Below are 15,972 nucleotides of genomic sequence, written 5' to 3'. Positions count from 1 at the left end.
GCGGGCTCAGGCCCTCGGATAGCGGGCGAGCCACCCCGGCGACGACCCCCCGGGCCCGTGCAGGGCGGGCCCCTGGGTCATCTCCATGGCGAAGTCGTCGGCCAGCTCCAGGACGGTGGGACGGCCCTCCAGCTCGGCCAGCCAGGCCGGGGGGAGGGCCGTTTCCCCGTGCAGGGCGCCGAGCAGGCCGCCGGTCAGCGCGCCGGTGGCGGCGGACGGGCCGTCGTGGTTGACGGCGAGACACAGCCCGTGCCGGACGTCGGCGGCGACGAGGGCGCAGTACACGGCGGCGCCGACGAGGCTCTCCGCCGTACCGGCCCCGCACAGCTCGCTCACGCGCTCCGGGCCTGGCATCCCCTGCCGTACGGCGCCCAGCGCGTGCTGGAGGGCGTCCGAGACGGGCTGGTGCCCGGGCCGGGCGGCCAGCATCGCGAAGGCGCGCTGCACGGCACCGTCGAGGCTCTCCCCGAGGGCGAGGGCGTGCACGATCACGGCGTACGCGCCCGCCGCGAGCGAGGCCGCGGGGTGCCCGTGGGTCTGCGCCGCGCACTCGACGGCGAGCTGCGCGACCAGCTGCGGCTCCCAGCCCACGAGCAGTCCGAACGGGGCGGACCGGGTGGCGGCCTCGGGCCCGGCCTCACCAGGGTTCTTGGGGGTGTCCGGGGTGCCCATGATCTCGTCGCCGAGCCCCAGCAGCAGGGAGCGGTGGGGGTCCCGCCGTGCGTACAGCCATTCCTCCCGCGCGAGCCAGCCGTCGTCCTTGCGGCGCTCGTCGGGCCCCCAGTCCCGCTGGGTGGCGGCCCAGCGCAGATACGCCCGGTGCACATCGGTCGGGGGGTGCCAGGCTCCGGTGTCCCGGCGCACCTGGGCCCGGATCAGTCCGTCCACGGAGAACAGGGTGAGCTGCGTGATGTGCGTGACAGCTCCGCGTCTGCCGTAGGCGGGGGCCAGATCGACCAGCCCCTCGGCCCCGTGCGCCTCCCTGATCCCGTCGATCCCCAGGCCGTCCACGGGCGTGCCCAGCGCGTCGCCCACGGCCACGCCGAGCAGCGTCCCGCGCACCCGGCTGCGGAAGTCCTGCTGCTCCGTACGGCCCCAGACGGCACCGGCAGTCGCACCCACCTTGACCTCCCAGGGAACCGTCCATACGTACGACGCCCAGCACTGTAATCGAACGGGGACGGTGGGTTCAGCGGACGGAACGGCGTCTTCACGGCCGGCGTACGGACCGTCGCTCTGAGCACCCGGCGCATCGGACTGGTGTGCGAGGATCCCCGCGTGAATGATCTACACGCCCGCCCGGCCACCGAAGCCGACCTGTCCACCCTCGTCCGCCTCCGCGACGACGCGGCCCGCTGGATGCTGGCCCGGGGCATCACCGGGCAGTGGCAGCCGGGAGAGCTCGACGAGTCCCACTTCCGCCGGGTCATGACCCAGGGCGAGGTCTGGCTCGCGGAGACCGGCGGGCATGTCGCCGGCGCCTGGGAACTGTGGTGGGAGGACGAAGCCGCCTGGGGCCCGCAGCCGCCCGTGGCCGGGTACGTGCACCGGCTCATGGTGGATCGCGTCACTGCCCCGCCCGGGACGGGGCTGCTGCTGCTGCGCTCCGCGGAAGACCGCGTGGCCGCGAACGGACGGACCCATGTACGCCTGGACTGCCTGGCGGGCAACGCCCCGCTCACCACCTACTACCGGGCCGCCGGGTACCGCGTCGTGGGCCACAAGGAGGGCAAGCCGCAGCCGGGTGGTGCACCCAAGTCGTTCACGCTGCTGGAGAAGGAGCTCGGGGCGTAGTCCCAGGACCAGACGTCACAGCCCTGCCTCCGCCGCTGCGGCCTCCCGGATGGCGCGGATCTCGGCGATGGCGTCGGAGGGGTCCTCTTCGCCGACGTCCACGATCCGCTCCAGATCTCGCAGCCGCTCGGCCCGCGCGGGGTGTCGTTCGATCGCGACGAAGACCGCCCAGGAGTGCACGAAGGCGCGCAGGGGGGCGAGACTCTGGGTCTGCTGTGCGTTGGTCGTGGCCTCGAAAAGGTGCTGCGTGAGCGTGGGCAGCCGACTCGGGGCGATCCGGGCGACGGCATCACGCAGCGCGTCCGGGGTCAGCTGAGGCATGGGGATCAGCGGTCGCACGCTCAGGCCGCGTCCCGCTCGGCAGGGCGGCAGTCGCGGCACCGGCCGCCGGGGTTCGCTGATCGGAAGGCTCGTTCGCAGCCGTCGCAGGTCTGGAGCGGGGACGGGCGGGGGGTGGGTGCTGGGTGGGCTGGGGCCGTGGGGAGGGGCGGTGGGAGGAGGGTGGTCAGGCGGTGGGCGAGGAGGGCCGCCGGGTGCTTGATCGGGTCGTGGGGCAGACCCGACGTCAGGGTCCGTTCCACCACCGTGGCGGGGACGCCCCGCTCCAGCCAGGCCGACACCTGCGGGGCCAGGCGGTGCACGTCGCGCTCGCTCAGCAGCAGACGGGAGTCGGCCGCGCGCAGACCGGTGAGGAGGTCGGCGGCGGTGCGGTGGGGCTTCGGGGCCGGGGGTTCCGTCCGGGGCGGCGGGGAGGCCGGGCGGTGCTCGGGGATCGTCGTCCGGGGCTTGTTGTACGCGACCGTGCGGGTTACGACTCGGCCGGATTGAAGACGCTCCCTGGCACGCGTGAGGTAACCGTGGGTCTCCAGTTCCCGCAAGGCTGCGGCGATCCGGATCTCGCCCTCCTGGAACTTGGCCGTCAGTGCCTTGATGCCGATCGGGGATCCGGCGGGGAGCGACTGGATGTGGACAGCCAGGCCGATCGCGGTGAGTGAGAGGTCCGGGTGCTGGGCCAGGTGGTTGCCGACCACCGTGAAGTTGTCCTCGTGGCGTTCCGTCACGTGCTGGACACCGGAAGTGCCGGACTGTGCGCGTGCGGGCGCGCTAGGGTTCTTGTCAGTCATCGGGAAGGGTTCGCTTCCTAGGTGATGAGGCCCTCGCAGCGGGATGGCAGTCCCGGCGGGGGCCGTATGCGTTTGTGGGGTTGTCTGCGCTGACGCTGCACCATCGACTGCCCTCCACGCCAGCCGAGTTGGCGATGTTCACCCCTGCGGGTGAGCTGCGGGGGCGGTGGGGGCGGGTTGGTTCTTTCCCCGGTTCTTTGGTTCTTGACGTCGGGACCGGCCGGGTCATGAGGGGCCGCGATCCGGCTCCTCGAAGTCGCGGGTGACGGCCTCTGGGCCGTCGGATGAGCGCAGTCGCACCCCGGAGCCCGTCACGTCCAGATCCCGCCGCATCGCTTCCCTCGCGGCGGCGATCAGAGACCAGATGCCGTGCTGCGCCACAGCGGCCGCGTGCAGGGATTCACCGGGTCGCGGGTTCCCCTGCTCCAGGCGTTTGACCCGGCCGTAGACCGCGTTCAGGGCTCGGTTCACCTCCCCGGCCGGTGTCAGCACCGCATCCGGCGCGATCATCAGCGCCTCGGACCAGCGGTCGCGGTAGGTGTCCTTGGCGGCCTCCAGGGACTTGATGTCCTCGTCGCCGGGGGTGCGGTCCCGCAGGACGTACAGCTGTCGGCTGAGTGCTGTGCAGAACTGGCGGGCGTCGCGGTGGAGTTCCGTGTAGCAGCGGCGCCGCAGCTCGCGGTCTTCGCGAACCTCCTGGATGGCCTGGGCCATCTCCAGCTCGCGCCGCTTGGCCTTCTCGGCGGCCCGTTGAGTGAGCAGCGCGCCCCCGAGCGTTCCCGCCACACCGGCCACCGCTATCAAGACCGCCCCCACGTCCATCAAGTCACCCTAGAACCCAGCCTCAGTTCGGCCCAGACCGTCTTGGCGTGGGCCGGTGCCTCCGCCACGCCCCAGCGGTCCGCGTACGCCGAGACGATCCGCAGGCCGCGGCCGCCCTCCGCGTCCTCCGCTACCGGGTCCGGGACCCGTGGGATCCGGTCGCCCCGGGCGTCGGTGACCTCGATGCGGAGCGTGCGGTCGGCGTGCAGCTTCAGGCCGAGGCGGAAGTCCCTGCCGCGGACCCTGCCGTGCAGCACGGCGTTGGACGCCAGCTCCGCCACCACCTGCGCGGCAGCCTCGTAGGGCTCACCCCACTCGTCGAGTTGGCGTTCGGTGAGCAGGCGAGCCAGTCGGGCGCCTCTTCGCGTGGCGGACAGCTGGATCGTGAAGTGGCGGGTGAGGAGCGGGATCTGCGTGGGGGATTTCTGACTCATGTCACCCAGCGTGGTCGTCCGTCCCTACCCTGAACAGCAATGACCCCGGTACGGAGCGTGACTGTCCGGACACCTCACGGGGTCGTACGGCTGGTACGTCAGGAGGGGAAGGCGTGGAGGACGAGGAAGCGGCGGCCGTGCTCAGGACGGTCGGACGGCAGATCAGGATGTGGCGCGAGGCGGCCGGGCTGAAGCAGGCGGAGTTGGGGGCGGCCATCGGGTACGGGGAGGAGATGGTCTCGTCCGTGGAACGGGCGCGGCGCGTTCCCAAGCCGGACTTTCTCGACAAGGCCGACGAGGTGCTCGGCGCGGGCGGCAAGCTCTCCGCGATGAAGGAGGACGTGGAGAAGGCTCGGTATCCGAAGACCGTGCGGGACCTGGCCAAGCTGGAGGACCAGGCCGTCGAACTCGGCGCATACGCGGCCCTGCACGTCCACGGGCTGCTGCAGACGCCCGAGTACGCCCAGGCGCTGTACGCGATGCGGCGGCCGGCCTACGCGGAGGACGACATCGAGCGCCACGTGGCAGCGCGGATGGCACGGAAGGCCGTCTTCGATCGGGTCCCGCGGCCGCTGGTCACCTTTGTCCAGGAAGAGATGACACTTCGGCGGCCCTTCGGAGGCAGAATGGTGCTGCGCCGACAGCTCGAACACCTGTTGGAGATCGCCGGGTTGCGGCACGTCGAGATCCAGGTGATGCCCATGAACCGGGAGGACCACGCGTCCGTGATGGGCTCGTTCCGCCTGCTGAAGCTCCAGGACGGCAAGGCACTCGGCCACACGGAGAGCCAGCTCTACGACCGGGTGATCAGCGATCCGAAGGACGTCCAAGTCCTCGATATGCGCTATGGCATGATCCGGGCGCAGGCCCTCTCGCCCCGCGAGTCGCTGACCTTCATCGAAAAAGTGCTGGGAGAAGAGACATGACGCCCACCCCTCTGACCTGGGTCAAGAGCAGCTACAGCGGCAACGACGGGCCGGACTGCGTCGAGGTCGCCATATCCACCCCCACCATCCACATCCGCGACTCCAAGAACAAGAACGGCGCCCGGCTGGCGTTCACCGGAGACGCCTGGTCCGAGTTCCTGGGGCAGATGCGCGCTGCTGCGGCTGGGAGAGCGACGGCGTGAACTGGGGCGCCATACCGGGCCATCCCCGCTGGTACGAACCGGCTCGGGTCGCCGAGGGCCTAAGCGCCCTGGCGGATGCGGCGAACCTGGTACAGGCAGCCGAGGCCGGCTCGCTGCTCGGCGGTGGCGGAATCGTCCACGGCCACAGTGCCGCGGTGTTCCCAGCGGCCGCCGTCGCGGCGCCGCTGCTTCTGGACATCGTCCAGCAGGGTCACCCGGCGGCAAGGGACACCGCGTTGGGGCTGCTCGACGAGGCCCTGTCGTGCTACCCCCACGCCGGGTACACGCGGGTGACGACACCGCACGGCACAGCGGACCCGATCTGCTGCGCCATCGCCCAGCACCTGCGTGCCCGCACCGTTCTCCTTGCCGGGCTGGGCAAGAGGGGCAAGGCGCTGCTCGCCGATGCCGCCGAGCACTGGCGCTTCGAGGTCCGGGAGTGCGTTGACGACGGCGATGACACGGCAGTCTTCGGAGCTTTGGCAGGCTGCTTCCCGGATGGCCCGCAGGCGGCGGAACTGCACCTTGCCTGTGAGTTCACCGTCCTGGACGGCGTTGCCCTCGAGTACCCGCCTACGGACGGCTCCGGCGAGGCATGCCTGCGGGTGCCGGGGCGGCCTCCGGGTGGCCTGCCGTCCGGCGCCACCCTGCTTCCGGCGGAGTGCGGGGAACGCGTGCACTGATCCCTGGGGCGGATGCGCGATTGGCGCAGAGTGCCGTGTCGACCGCTGCGATGAGGGCCGTGGTGCTCGCGTCGGTGGTCGGGGACTCGTTGATGGCGAGGGTCACTTGACGGCCGTCGGGGGCGACGGCTGCGAGGTTGTTGTGGCCGCCCCGTACGGAGCCGGTGTGGCCGGTCCACTGGCCTCCGCAGGACAGGGGCGAGGTGATCAGGCCCAGTCCGTAGCGGCCGTCCGGGCCGAGTCGGTCAGGGTCGCCCGGCACCGTGCTCCGCATCTCGGCCAGCCGGGGGCCGGAGAGCAGACGCCCGTTCAGCAGGGCCGCGAAGAACTTGTTCACGTCCCGGGGCGTGGAGATCAGTGCGCCGCCCACACCACCCGCCGAGGTGTTCCACTCGGTGCCGTCCACGCGCTCGGTCGTTCCGTCGCGCTCGGTCGTGAAGTAGCTGCGGGAGTGGCGGCCTCGGATGTGCTCGGAGTTGCCGGGCCAGTAGGTGTCGCGCAGTTTCAGTGGCTTGGTGATCCGGCGTGAGATCTCCGTTTCCGCCGAGTGGCCCGTGACCTTTTCGATGACGAGGCCGGCCAGGATGTAGTTCGTGGTGGAGTAGTGCCACGGGCCTTTGGGGGGCGGCAGTTCCAGTGCCCGTTTCACCAGTTCCCGGGGTGTGAACCGGTGATGGCGCAGCCAGTCGATGTCGGCACCGGCGAGCGAGTCGCTGTGGTCGGGCAGTCCGCTGGTGTGCTGGAGAAGCTGCCGGACGGTGATGCGGCGGCCGTCGTAGCCGTTGTCGCGGACGAGTCCGGGGAGATAGTGGTCCACGGACTCGTCGAGAGAAAGGCGTCCCCTGTCCGCGAGTTGCAGGACCGCGGCAGCCGTGAACGTCTTGGTGATGCTGCCGATACGGAGACGGTCCTGGGCGCTCATCGGCCGTCCGGTGCGAAGGTCGGCCTGGCCGGCGGCGTAGGTCCACCGGCCGCACTCCGGGTCGGCCACTTCGACCGCCGCTCCGGCGAGTCGGTGTCTCCCGGTGAGCTGGTCCAGTGCGTGTCGCAGTCCCGGAGGAGCGCCGCAGTCCCGGGGTGCCGCGGCTGCCGCCGGGGCGGTGACACCGACGCCTGCGAGAAGGGCCAGGAGTAAGGCAGGGATCTTCATGGCTCAGGACGCTACGGGGGAGGGGCGGTGATTCTCGCTCCGGCTGTCCTCCGTCTCCGGGGTGGCCCCATGTACACCATCGCGTTCCTGCTTCAGCGCGAGTTCGCGGCGGGACGCTAACCGACCCGCTGCATCGCCTTCCGGTGCCGTTCCGCCATGGCGGCCCCCGACTCGCGGCGGGCCATTCTGCGCAGGACACTCGGGGCGAGGAGCAGACCGGCGACCGTCCACACGCCCAGGACACCCGCTGTCTCCAGAAGCCGCCAGGACGCGTCGATCTCGGCGGCGACCGCGTCGGCCGGCAGCAGTGCGGAGCGCAGAGCGAGGCCGACCCAGTACACGGGGAAGATCTGCCCGACGGTCCGCAGCCACTCGGGCAGTTCCGACAGCGGGAAGTAGATACCGGAGATCACGACGAGTCCCATCACCGGGAGCATCAGCAATCCGACGGTGCGCGGGCTGTTGACGAGCGAGCCGATGACGGCTCCGATCGGGAGGGTGGCCAGGAGTCCCAGCGGGATCGCCCACAGCAGCGTCAGCAACGCTCCGCCGCCCTGCCGGGCGACCCCGTCCACCAGGAACATGCCGGCGGCGAAGGGAAGTGCCATGGAGGCCAAGGCCGTACCCGACACCATGATGATCTTGCCGACCAGGTGACCGACCATGCCGTGGGGCACGGCCTTGGCCCGCAACAGCGTGCCGTCCTCCCGCTCGGTGGCGAGCAGCTGCGCCGTGGTCATCATGCCGGTGAACGCGAGTGTCATCCCCAGCATGCTCGGCAGCATGAACGCGCCGGTCGAGATACCCGCGCCCTTCAGCGGATCGTCCCTGAGCAGGAACAGCGGCACCATGAGCAGGACCGTCCAGAGCACGTAGCCGAACACGTCCTGGCCGGTGGTGAAGGTCTGCCGGAGTTCCGTCCAGCCGCGCCGGACTCCTGCTCCGGCCGCGTGCCACACCGGGCTCATCGGGATGCCTCCAGCTCTCGCACCATCGTCAGGTAGGTGTCCTCCAGGCTCGCCCGGCGCACTTCCAGCCCGCCGATCGCCTCGCCGTGCTCCTGGAACAGCTCACGGACGAACGGGGTGGGCTCTGCCGTCGCCTCCTCGAAGGACCGTCCGTCCAGCGTCCAGCGCACCGTGGCCTCGGCCGACGCCTGCCGGGACAGTTCCTCGGCCGAGCCGTCGGCCACGATGCGGCCACCGGCCAGGATGAGGATCCGGTCGGCGAGCTTCTCCGCCTCGGCGAGGTCGTGCGTGGTCATCAGGACCGTGGTGTTCTCGTCCGCGAGACCGCGCACCAGGCCGTGGAACTCGTTCCTGGCCTCCGGGTCCAGACCGGCCGTCGGCTCGTCCAGGAACAGCAGCTCGGGCCGGCCGACGATGCCGATGGCCACGTCGAGACGCCTGCGCTGCCCGCCGGACAGCGTCCCGACCCGCTTGTCCCCCTGCTCGGTCAGCCCCACTGCGGCCAGGAGTTCGGCAACGTCCCACGGGCGCCGCATGGTGACGGTGGAGTAGGGCGCGTAGTACGAGCCGAGATGGGCCAGCAGTTCCCGCACCCGCCACTTGCCGTGGTCCCGCCAGGACTGCAAGACGATGCCCAGGCGCGCCCGCCACCGTTCGTCCCCGCGAGCCGGATCCGTGCCGAGGACGGTCACGTCACCGTCCGAGCGCATCCGGAAGCCTTCCAGGACCTCGATGGTGGTCGTCTTGCCGGCGCCGTTCGGTCCGAGCAGCACGACCACTTCGCCTCGCCGGGCCGTGAACCCGACGCCCTTCAGCACGTCATGGCTGCGGTAGCGCATGCGCAGATCGCGTACGGCGATGACGGCGTCGCCGTCCGGTGGCGGGCTGCCGCTCCCGACCTCGGCCAAGGCGTGAGTGTTCGTCATCCGCGTCCCCCCGGGCGACTTGTGTGCGCCGGGAGCAGCCCGGTCGGGCTCTCCCTTGACCAACACATTACCGAGCGTTCGTGCGGCTGAGTAACCAAGTCGGCGCTGAGCAGGGTCGGTTCGAGGTGTCGCGCCCGCCCCGGCCTCCGGGGAGAATGATCGGCATGGCCACCTCCCCAACTTCACGCGGCGTGCTGCCTCTTGCCGCCATGCTGCTCACCGCCACCATCGCCCTCTACATGGCGCTCGTCGCCTTCGGGAACATCACCGACTTCGGCACCAACCAGCAGTTCGTCCGGCATGTGCTGGCCATGGACACCACGTTCAAGGACGAGGACCTGATGTGGCGGGCCGTCACGAGCGAAACCCTTCAGGACGCCGCCTACATCGCGATCATCGCGTGGGAGACCGTCGCCGCGTTCGCCCTCATAGCCGGGAGCTGGCTGTGGGCCAGACGCGATCAGCAACGTGCCCGGCAGTTGTCGACGTACGGGCTGCTGATGGTGATGCTGCTGTTCGGGGCCGGGTTCATCGGGATCGGCGGCGAGTGGTTCTCGATGTGGCAGTCGAAGAGCTGGAACGGGCTGGACGCGGCGACCCGGGTCTTCCTGTTCAGCGGTGTCGTGCTGATCGTCAACCAGCTGCCGGACCGGGGGACGCAGACTCCCGCTACCTGACCACGACCTCTACTTGACGACCGCCACGGTCGTACCGACCGTGCCGAACGCCCACAGTGCCGTGCCGTCCGCCTTCCGCATCCGGACCCCGCCCGTCTTCGTGCCGGAGGCGGCGGGCGGCGGCGATGCCCCGTCGACCGCGTTGGAGAAGGCGACGGAGACACCGTCCTGCGCGGCGAAGTACAGGATGTGCTCGATCTGGACGCCGTCCGAGCCGGTCGTGCCCTCGTTGCGCGACGACACCGTGTACGAGCCGGGGTCGGGGCTGACCGTGCCCGGCCAGACCGTGAACGTACGGCGGCTGCCCTCGCTCGCGTCGACCAGCCACACCCGCTTCTCGCCGAGTGAGTAGACGACGCGCCTGCCGGTGCCGGAGCCGTCGGGCACCCGGGTCGGGACGGACGCGGAGGGGGTGGGCCGCACGCCCGCCGACGCCGCGCTGCTCGGCTTGGCCGAGGTGGCGGTGGGGTGCGGGCCCCGGTCCGCCTGCACGGCCAGGACCGTCACCGCGGCTATCGCTCCCACGGTCAGCCCGGTCGTCCAGGCCCACGAAGGAAGTCGGGCAGGCACGGGCACGCATCTCCTCAGTCACGGGACCCCGCACGGACATCGGGGGCCCGATCATCGTACTGCGAGCATGCCCCTCTCCCGGCGGCCTCAGGGGGTCTTGCGGACCGGTACCGGGCCGGTGCCGGCGCCGTGGGCCGTGTAGTGGGGCGCGCGGGCCGGGGCCGGGTAGGAGAGGTGCACGAGCCGGGACTGTTCCTGGCGCATGTGCATGAGGGACTCGAGGATGTAGCCCACGAGCAGGACGAGCGCCGCGATGGTCATGATGGCGGCGGCGAGGATGGCCGTGGGGACCCGGGGCACGGTGCCCGTCTCGACGAAGTCGGCGATGACGGGGATGCCGAGGATGACCGAGACCAGGGCCAGCACGCCCGCGACCACGGTGTGGACGAGCGAGGGGCGCTCGCGTCGCGCCAGGTCGAGGATGACCCGCAGGATGCGCCAGCCGTCCCGGTAGGTGCGGAGTTTGCTCTGGCCGCCGGCGGGCCGTTCCCGGTAGTCCACGACGACCTCGGCGGTGGGGAGGCGGAGGTGGAGGGCGTGGATCGTCATCTCGGTTTCCGTCTCGAACTCCCTCGCCAGCGCCGGGAAGGACTTCACGAAGCGCCGCGAGAAGACCCGGTAGCCGCTGAGCATGTCGGTCACGTCGTTGCCGAACAGGGACCGCACGGCCCCGGTGAGCAGCTTGTTGCCGGCCGCGTGTCCCGCCCGGTAGGCCCCGTCGACCGTCACCCGGCGGGCGCCGACGACCTGGTCGTAGGGCCCTTCGAAGAGCAGGTCCACCAGGTCCCGGGCGCGTGCGGCGTCATAGGTGTCGTCACCGTCGATCAGGAGCAGCGCGTCGGCGTCGACGTCGGCGAAGGCACGCCGGATGACATTGCCCTTGCCCTTGCGGGGCTCCTCCCGGACGATCGCGCCCGCTTCCCGGGCGATCTCCACCGTGCGGTCGGTGGAGGCGTTGTCGTACACGTAGACGACGGCCTCGGGGAGGGCCGCCCGCAGGTCGCGGACCACCTTGCCGATGGCCGCCTCCTCGTTGTGGCACGGCACGACACACGCGATCGTCGGTTGCACGGCTGCTCCTCCCGGACCGGTACCGAATATGACGAAAATCATGCGATATGGGCGGGTCTGGGTGGTGAGGGCGCGCCGGGTCGTTACGCTCACCGTGTGCCGGTCCTCGCATCTGCCGCGCTGCGCGCGCGTGACGCCGTCAAGGGCATCTGGCGGGAGGCCGCCAAGTTCGGCGTCATCGGGGCCCTGGCCTTCGTCGTGGACAACGGCGGCTACAACCTGCTGGTCTTCGGCCTGCCCGGCGGCGCGCAGGGCGGGCCGCTGCGGGCCTCCCCGGTGCAGGCGTCCGTCATCGCGACGGCGGCGGCCGCGCTCTTCAGCTGGGTCGGGAACCGCTACTGGACCTACCGTGACCAGCACCGCGAGAAGGTGACCCACGAACTCGTCCTGTTCCTGGTGGCGAACGGAGTCGGGCTCGCCATCACCGCGGGCACGGTCTTCGCCTCCCGGCAGCTGCTCGGGCTCGACTCGGCGCTCAGCGACAACACCGCCCGGATCTTCGGCTGGGTGCTCGCGACCCTGTTCCGCTTCTACGCCTATCGGCGCTACGTCTTCGTCGCACCCTGAGCCGTTAGCATCCGACTTATGGGACAAATGGGATGGATGCCGCGTGTGCAGCGCTGGGTCTGGGTACTGGCCGCCGTCGCCGCCGTCTGCTGCCTGGGCACGATCCTCGTCTTCGCCCCCGGCTATCTGAGCCCCGACAGTCTCGACCAGCTCAGGCAGGCCGAGGGAAAGCTGCCCCTGACGGACTGGCACCCGCCCGTGCTGAGTCTGGTGTGGCGTGCGCTGATCGCCGTGACCGGCTCGATCGCGTCGATGCTCGTCCTCCAGTGCCTCATCTTCTGGGGCGCACTGGGAGTGCTGTCCTGGTGCGTGTGGGCGCTGACCGGGAGGCGCGCCGGTTCGCTCGCCGTGCTCGGTCTCGGGCTGACCCCCTTCGTGCTGACGTTCGTCGGAGTGGTGTGGAAGGACGTCCACGCGGCGTTCGCGCTGCTCGCCGCGTGCGCGGTCGCGTTCACCGGGCTGCGGCTGCGGGACCGGGACCTGCGCCGCCCCGCCCTGCGGTGGGGGCTGCTCGGGCTGGGCGTGCTGTTCCTCGCGTACGCCATGCTGGTGCGCAAGAACGCCTTCTTCGCCGCGATTCCCGTCTTCGTCCTGCTGGTCCTGGCGCTGTGGCGCGCTCCCGGACGCCGTACGTGGGTGATGTGCTCGGCGGCGCTCGTGGCCGCCCTGGTCGTACCGGCCGCAGCCATCTCCCTGTTCGCCCGGCCCCTGGAGACGAAGCAGGGCGCGCAGATCATGCTCGACGACCTGGTCCACGTCCTGAGGGTGGACGAACTCCGGTCGGCGGACGTGTCACCCGGCCTCAGGGACCGGCTGGTGTCAGCCGCCGAGGAGTGCCGACGCGTCGGCGCCCTGTCGGACGCCTACTGGGCCTGCTACGCCCGCCCGGCGGACGGGCTGCGCGGGGACTCGGGCGAGATCACGTCCCTGTGGCTGGACGAGATGAGCGGGCACGTCCCCGGCTATCTCCAGTACCGGCTGCGGCTCTTCGCGAGTCTGCTGTTCGACACCGGCTATCACTACAAGGCGGGGATCACCCGCAACGACCTGGGCATCGAGGTGGCGCATCCCCGCCTGGAGGACATGCTCGGCACCTACGTCGACGGTGTGGCCGGGGACCTGCGGTGGCTGTTCCGGGGCTGGTTCTGGCTCGCCGTGGCGCTGGTGCTGGCCGTCCGCCCGGGCAAGGGCGTGTTCTCGATGCCGGTCCGGGCGCTGGGCATCAGCTCGGCGGCCTACATCCTGGGCTATCTGCCGATCATGCCCGCGACGGACTTCCGCTACGTCTACTGGCCGGCGATCGCCTGCTCCCTCGGCCTGCTGCTGTTCTGGCTGGGCCGGGGCACGGCTCCCCCGCCGCCGAAGAGCCCCGGCGCCGCCGCCGACCGTGCCGTGACGGCACATCAGCCGGCGGACACCGGGGGCCGGTAGAGCGTCAGTCGAGCACCGGCAGCAGCTCCGGCAGATGGCCGTCGGAGGCCGCCGCCGCCCGCTGCCGCTCCTCGGGGACCTCCCCGTAGAGGGTGTTCCGGGCCTTGGCGGGACGCCCGGCCGCGTCCGCCACCGCGATGAGGTCCTTGACCGACTTGTACGAGCCGTACGACGAGCCCGCCATACGGGAGATCGTCTCCTCCATCAGCGTGCCGCCGAGGTCGTTCGCGCCGGAGCGGAGCATCTCGGCCGCGCCCTCGGTGCCGAGCTTCACCCAGCTGGTCTGGATGTTGGGGATGTGCGGGTGCAGCAGCAGCCGGGCCATGGCCGTGACCGCGCGGTTGTCCCGCATGGTGGGGCCCGGGCGGGCGATCCCGGCCAGGTACACCGGCGCGTTGGTGTGCACGAACGGCAGCGTCACGAACTCGGTGAAGCCGCCCGTGCGCTGCTGGATACCCGCGAGGGTGCGCAGGTGCCCCAGCCAGTGGCGGGGCTGGTCGACGTGCCCGTACATCATCGTCGAGGACGAGCGGATGCCCAGCTCGTGGGCCGTGCTGACGACCTCGATCCAGTCGGCGGCGGGCAGCTTGCCCTTGGTCAGGATCCAGCGGACCTCGTCGTCGAGGATCTCGGCGGCCGTGCCCGGGATGGTGTCCAGACCCGCCTCCTTGGCGGCGGTCAGCCACTCGCGGATCGACATGCCCGTGCGGGTCGCGCCGTTGACGACCTCCATCGGCGAGAAGGCGTGCACATGCATGCCCGGGACGCGTTCCTTCACCGCCTTCGCGATGTCGAAGTACGCCGTGCCGGGCAGGTCCGGGTGGATGCCGCCCTGCATACAGACCTCCACCGCGCCGACGTCCCACGCCTGCTGGGCCCGGTCGGCGACCTGGTCCAGGGAGAGGGTGTAGGCGTCGGCGTCCGTGCGGCGCTGGGCGAAGGCGCAGAAGCGGCAGCCGGTGTAGCAGACGTTGGTGAAGTTGATGTTGCGGGTGACGATGTAGGTGACGTCGTCGCCGACGGCCGACCTGCGTACGTCGTCGGCGACCCGGGCGAGGGCGTCCAGCGCGGGGCCGTCCGCGTGCAGCAGGGCCAGCGCCTCGTCGTCGGTGAGCCGCGTGGGGTCGTCGGCCGCGGTGCGCAGGGCCTCGCGTACGTCGGTGTCGATGCGCTGCGGTGCCATGCCCGGGGCGGCGGCCTCGCGCAGGGCGCCCCAGTCGCCGTACACCTCGTCGAAGTCGTCCCGGCGGTCGGAGGTACGGCCCTCGGTGTCGATCGCGGAGTGCAGGTCGGTGCGGCCGGAGGCCGTGAAGACCTCCTCCGGCTCCTGCCACGGCAGGCCCTGCGGCTGCGCGTCGGGGCGGGCCAGACCGGTCTCCGGGTCGGCCAGCGCCGCCACGTGCGGGCGCAGCCGCGGGTCCAGCCAGGGCTCGCCGCGCCGTACGAACTCCGGGTACACGCAGAGGCGTTCCCGCAGCTCGAAGCCGGCGGCCCGGGACTTCTCGGCGAGCTGCTCGATCTGCGGCCAGGGGCGCTCGGGGTTGACGTGGTCGATGGTCAGCGGGGACACCCCGCCCCAGTCGTCGATACCGGCCCCGATCAGCCGCTCGTACTCGTCGTCGACGAGGTTGGGCGGGGCCTGGATGCAGCCCGACGGGCCCATGAGCAGCCGGGCGACGGCCACCGTGGCGACCAGTTCGTCCAGTTCCGCGTCGGGCATGCCGCGCATGGCCGTGTCCGGCTTGGCGCGGAAGTTCTGGATGATGAGCTCCTGGACGCCGTGGTAGGCCCGGGTCACCTTGCGCAGCGCGAACAGCGATTCGGCGCGCTCCTCGTAGTTCTCCCCGATGCCTATCAGGACCCCGCTGGTGAAGGGGACGGACGAACGCCCGGCGTCCTCCAGCACCCGCAGCCGCACGGCGGGCTCCTTGTCGGGAGAGCCGTGATGGGGACCGCCCGGCTCCGACCAGAGCCGGGTCGCGGTCGTCTCCAGCATCATGCCCATCGACGGGGCCACCGGCTTCAGACGCTGGAAGTCGGTCCAGCTCATGACGCCCGGGTTGAGGTGGGGCAGCAGGCCCGTCTCCTCCAGGATCCGGATGGAGATGGCCCGTACGTAGGCGAGGGTGTCGTCGTAGCCGTGCGCGTCGAGCCACTCACGCGCCTCGGGCCAGCGGTCCTCGGGCTTGTCGCCGAGGGTGATGAGGGCTTCCTTGCAGCCGAGGGCGGCGCCCTTGCGGGCGATGTCCAGGACCTCGTCCGGGGACATGAACATCCCGTGGCCCTCGCGGCGCAGCCTGCCGGGGACGGTGACGAACGTGCAGTAGTGGCACTTGTCCCGGCACAGCCGGGTCAGGGGGATGAAGACGCTCTTCGAGTACGTGATGACACCGGGCCGGCCGGCCGCCTCCAGACCGGCGTCCCGGACCCGGGCGGCCGAGGCCGACAGGTCCTCCAGCTGCCCACCCCGGGCCTGGAGGAGCACCGCCGCCTCGGCGACGTCGAGGGAGACGCCGTCCCTGGCCCGTTTCAGGGCGCGACGCATGGAGTTCTCGGTGGGTCCCGTTCCGGAGGTCGCGGAAGTCGTCATCCTTCGAGCATACGAGTGCGCTGATCAACCCGGGTG

The 15,972-nt window shown here is 71.1% G+C and carries 18 protein-coding genes; 7 read left to right on the top strand and 11 right to left on the bottom strand.

Features of this window, described 5'->3' with window-relative positions:
* Nucleotides 1-6: 6 nt before the first annotated feature.
* Complete coding sequence (locus ACIBK5_RS09420) at nucleotides 7-1,122, bottom strand: ADP-ribosylglycohydrolase family protein (RefSeq protein ID WP_399017831.1); 1,116 nt, start codon at nucleotides 1,120-1,122, stop codon at nucleotides 7-9.
* 156 nt (nucleotides 1,123-1,278) lie between these two features.
* Here ACIBK5_RS09420 and ACIBK5_RS09415 point away from each other — a divergent pair, with 156 nt between their 5' ends.
* The gene (locus ACIBK5_RS09415) at nucleotides 1,279-1,794 is read left to right on the top strand and encodes a GNAT family N-acetyltransferase (RefSeq protein ID WP_399017829.1); all 516 of its coding nucleotides are present in this window, start codon (nucleotides 1,279-1,281) and stop codon (nucleotides 1,792-1,794) included.
* 15 nt (nucleotides 1,795-1,809) lie between these two features.
* Here ACIBK5_RS09415 and ACIBK5_RS09410 read toward each other — a convergent pair whose 3' ends face one another.
* The 4 genes from ACIBK5_RS09410 to ACIBK5_RS09395 form a co-directional block, all read right to left on the bottom strand.
* Nucleotides 1,810-2,115 (bottom strand): hypothetical protein, encoded by a 306-nt coding sequence (locus ACIBK5_RS09410; protein ID WP_399017827.1) that lies wholly within the window; start codon nucleotides 2,113-2,115, stop codon nucleotides 1,810-1,812.
* 20 nt (nucleotides 2,116-2,135) lie between these two features.
* Entirely contained in the window at nucleotides 2,136-2,918 is a 783-nt protein-coding gene (locus tag ACIBK5_RS09405; protein ID WP_399017825.1) for a helix-turn-helix domain-containing protein, read from the bottom strand.
* Nucleotides 2,919-3,143: 225 nt separating this feature from the next.
* A complete protein-coding gene (locus tag ACIBK5_RS09400; protein ID WP_399017823.1) occupies nucleotides 3,144-3,740 on the bottom strand; it encodes a hypothetical protein in 597 nt (198 codons plus the stop codon).
* The gene (locus ACIBK5_RS09395; RefSeq protein ID WP_399017822.1) at nucleotides 3,740-4,174 is read right to left on the bottom strand and encodes an ATP-binding protein; all 435 of its coding nucleotides are present in this window, start codon (nucleotides 4,172-4,174) and stop codon (nucleotides 3,740-3,742) included. The genes ACIBK5_RS09400 and ACIBK5_RS09395 overlap by 1 nt, the downstream gene beginning before the upstream one ends.
* A 113-nt stretch (nucleotides 4,175-4,287) precedes the next feature.
* Here ACIBK5_RS09395 and ACIBK5_RS09390 point away from each other — a divergent pair, with 113 nt between their 5' ends.
* Genes ACIBK5_RS09390 through ACIBK5_RS09380 form a run of 3 tightly spaced genes read left to right on the top strand, consistent with a single transcriptional unit; the run spans nucleotide 4,288 to nucleotide 5,986 of the window.
* Entirely contained in the window at nucleotides 4,288-5,100 is an 813-nt protein-coding gene (locus ACIBK5_RS09390) for a Scr1 family TA system antitoxin-like transcriptional regulator (RefSeq protein WP_399017820.1), read from the top strand.
* Nucleotides 5,097-5,303 carry a DUF397 domain-containing protein gene (locus ACIBK5_RS09385; RefSeq protein WP_399017818.1) on the top strand — a complete coding sequence of 69 codons (207 nt, stop codon included), beginning with the start codon at nucleotides 5,097-5,099 and terminating at the stop codon, nucleotides 5,301-5,303. The genes ACIBK5_RS09390 and ACIBK5_RS09385 overlap by 4 nt, the downstream gene beginning before the upstream one ends.
* Nucleotides 5,300-5,986: a hypothetical protein gene (locus ACIBK5_RS09380; RefSeq protein ID WP_399017816.1), complete on the top strand. Its 687-nt coding sequence runs from the start codon at nucleotides 5,300-5,302 to the stop codon at nucleotides 5,984-5,986. Before ACIBK5_RS09385 ends, ACIBK5_RS09380 begins: the two co-directional genes overlap by 4 nt.
* On the opposite strand, the gene ACIBK5_RS09375 is transcribed toward ACIBK5_RS09380, so the two are convergent.
* The 3 genes from ACIBK5_RS09375 to ACIBK5_RS09365 form a co-directional block, all read right to left on the bottom strand.
* A complete protein-coding gene (locus ACIBK5_RS09375; RefSeq protein ID WP_399017815.1) occupies nucleotides 5,877-7,136 on the bottom strand; it encodes a serine hydrolase domain-containing protein in 1,260 nt (419 codons plus the stop codon). The genes ACIBK5_RS09380 and ACIBK5_RS09375 overlap by 110 nt on opposite strands.
* Nucleotides 7,137-7,252: 116 nt before the next feature.
* Nucleotides 7,253-8,104, bottom strand: coding sequence for an ABC transporter permease (locus ACIBK5_RS09370; RefSeq protein ID WP_399017813.1), 852 nt, complete (start codon nucleotides 8,102-8,104; stop codon nucleotides 7,253-7,255).
* Nucleotides 8,101-9,030, bottom strand: a complete 930-nt coding sequence (locus ACIBK5_RS09365; protein ID WP_399017811.1) for an ABC transporter ATP-binding protein — start codon at nucleotides 9,028-9,030, stop codon at nucleotides 8,101-8,103. The genes ACIBK5_RS09370 and ACIBK5_RS09365 overlap by 4 nt, the downstream gene beginning before the upstream one ends.
* 164 nt (nucleotides 9,031-9,194) lie before the next feature.
* On the opposite strand from ACIBK5_RS09365, the gene ACIBK5_RS09360 reads away from it, so the two are divergent.
* Complete coding sequence (locus ACIBK5_RS09360; RefSeq protein WP_399017809.1) at nucleotides 9,195-9,707, top strand: DUF2165 domain-containing protein; 513 nt, start codon at nucleotides 9,195-9,197, stop codon at nucleotides 9,705-9,707.
* 9 nt (nucleotides 9,708-9,716) lie between these two features.
* Here ACIBK5_RS09360 and ACIBK5_RS09355 read toward each other — a convergent pair whose 3' ends face one another.
* Both ACIBK5_RS09355 and ACIBK5_RS09350 read right to left on the bottom strand, forming a co-directional pair.
* Nucleotides 9,717-10,277, bottom strand: coding sequence for a hypothetical protein (locus ACIBK5_RS09355; RefSeq protein ID WP_399017807.1), 561 nt, complete (start codon nucleotides 10,275-10,277; stop codon nucleotides 9,717-9,719).
* Between the two features lie 87 nt (nucleotides 10,278-10,364).
* Nucleotides 10,365-11,348, bottom strand: a complete 984-nt coding sequence (locus ACIBK5_RS09350) for a glycosyltransferase family 2 protein (protein WP_399017805.1) — start codon at nucleotides 11,346-11,348, stop codon at nucleotides 10,365-10,367.
* 96 nt (nucleotides 11,349-11,444) lie between these two features.
* Here ACIBK5_RS09350 and ACIBK5_RS09345 point away from each other — a divergent pair, with 96 nt between their 5' ends.
* Both ACIBK5_RS09345 and ACIBK5_RS09340 read left to right on the top strand, forming a co-directional pair.
* Nucleotides 11,445-11,915, top strand: a complete 471-nt coding sequence (locus tag ACIBK5_RS09345; protein ID WP_399017803.1) for a GtrA family protein — start codon at nucleotides 11,445-11,447, stop codon at nucleotides 11,913-11,915.
* An 18-nt stretch (nucleotides 11,916-11,933) separates the two neighbouring features.
* Nucleotides 11,934-13,346: a hypothetical protein gene (locus tag ACIBK5_RS09340; RefSeq protein ID WP_399017802.1), complete on the top strand. Its 1,413-nt coding sequence runs from the start codon at nucleotides 11,934-11,936 to the stop codon at nucleotides 13,344-13,346.
* Nucleotides 13,347-13,350: 4 nt separating this feature from the next.
* Here the strand turns inward: ACIBK5_RS09340 and ACIBK5_RS09335 are convergent, their stop codons facing one another.
* Complete coding sequence (locus ACIBK5_RS09335) at nucleotides 13,351-15,936, bottom strand: bifunctional FO biosynthesis protein CofGH (protein WP_399017800.1); 2,586 nt, start codon at nucleotides 15,934-15,936, stop codon at nucleotides 13,351-13,353.
* Nucleotides 15,937-15,972: the final 36 nt, after the last annotated feature.

Source organism: Streptomyces sp. NPDC050546 (assembly GCF_044457425.1).
Classification (GTDB): Bacteria; Actinomycetota; Actinomycetes; order Streptomycetales; family Streptomycetaceae; genus Streptomyces.
This window is presented reverse-complemented; position numbering and strand designations above follow the sequence as displayed.

Bases quoted from the DNA above. Each gene is read 5' to 3' on its own strand.
- ACIBK5_RS09400 (WP_399017823.1), bottom strand. From the start codon at position 3,740: ATGGACGTGGGGGCGGTCTTGATAGCGGTGGCCGGTGTGGCGGGAACG.
- ACIBK5_RS09405 (WP_399017825.1), bottom strand. From the start codon at position 2,918: ATGACTGACAAGAACCCTAGCGCGCCCGCACGCGCACAGTCCGGCACT.
- ACIBK5_RS09410 (WP_399017827.1), bottom strand. From the start codon at position 2,115: ATGCCTCAGCTGACCCCGGACGCGCTGCGTGATGCCGTCGCCCGGATC.
- ACIBK5_RS09375 (WP_399017815.1), bottom strand. From the start codon at position 7,136: ATGAAGATCCCTGCCTTACTCCTGGCCCTTCTCGCAGGCGTCGGTGTC.
- ACIBK5_RS09335 (WP_399017800.1), bottom strand. From the start codon at position 15,936: ATGACGACTTCCGCGACCTCCGGAACGGGACCCACCGAGAACTCCATG.
- ACIBK5_RS09340 (WP_399017802.1), top strand. From the start codon at position 11,934: ATGGGACAAATGGGATGGATGCCGCGTGTGCAGCGCTGGGTCTGGGTA.
- ACIBK5_RS09360 (WP_399017809.1), top strand. From the start codon at position 9,195: ATGGCCACCTCCCCAACTTCACGCGGCGTGCTGCCTCTTGCCGCCATG.
- ACIBK5_RS09395 (WP_399017822.1), bottom strand. From the start codon at position 4,174: ATGAGTCAGAAATCCCCCACGCAGATCCCGCTCCTCACCCGCCACTTC.
- ACIBK5_RS09365 (WP_399017811.1), bottom strand. From the start codon at position 9,030: ATGACGAACACTCACGCCTTGGCCGAGGTCGGGAGCGGCAGCCCGCCA.
- ACIBK5_RS09385 (WP_399017818.1), top strand. From the start codon at position 5,097: ATGACGCCCACCCCTCTGACCTGGGTCAAGAGCAGCTACAGCGGCAAC.
- ACIBK5_RS09370 (WP_399017813.1), bottom strand. From the start codon at position 8,104: ATGAGCCCGGTGTGGCACGCGGCCGGAGCAGGAGTCCGGCGCGGCTGG.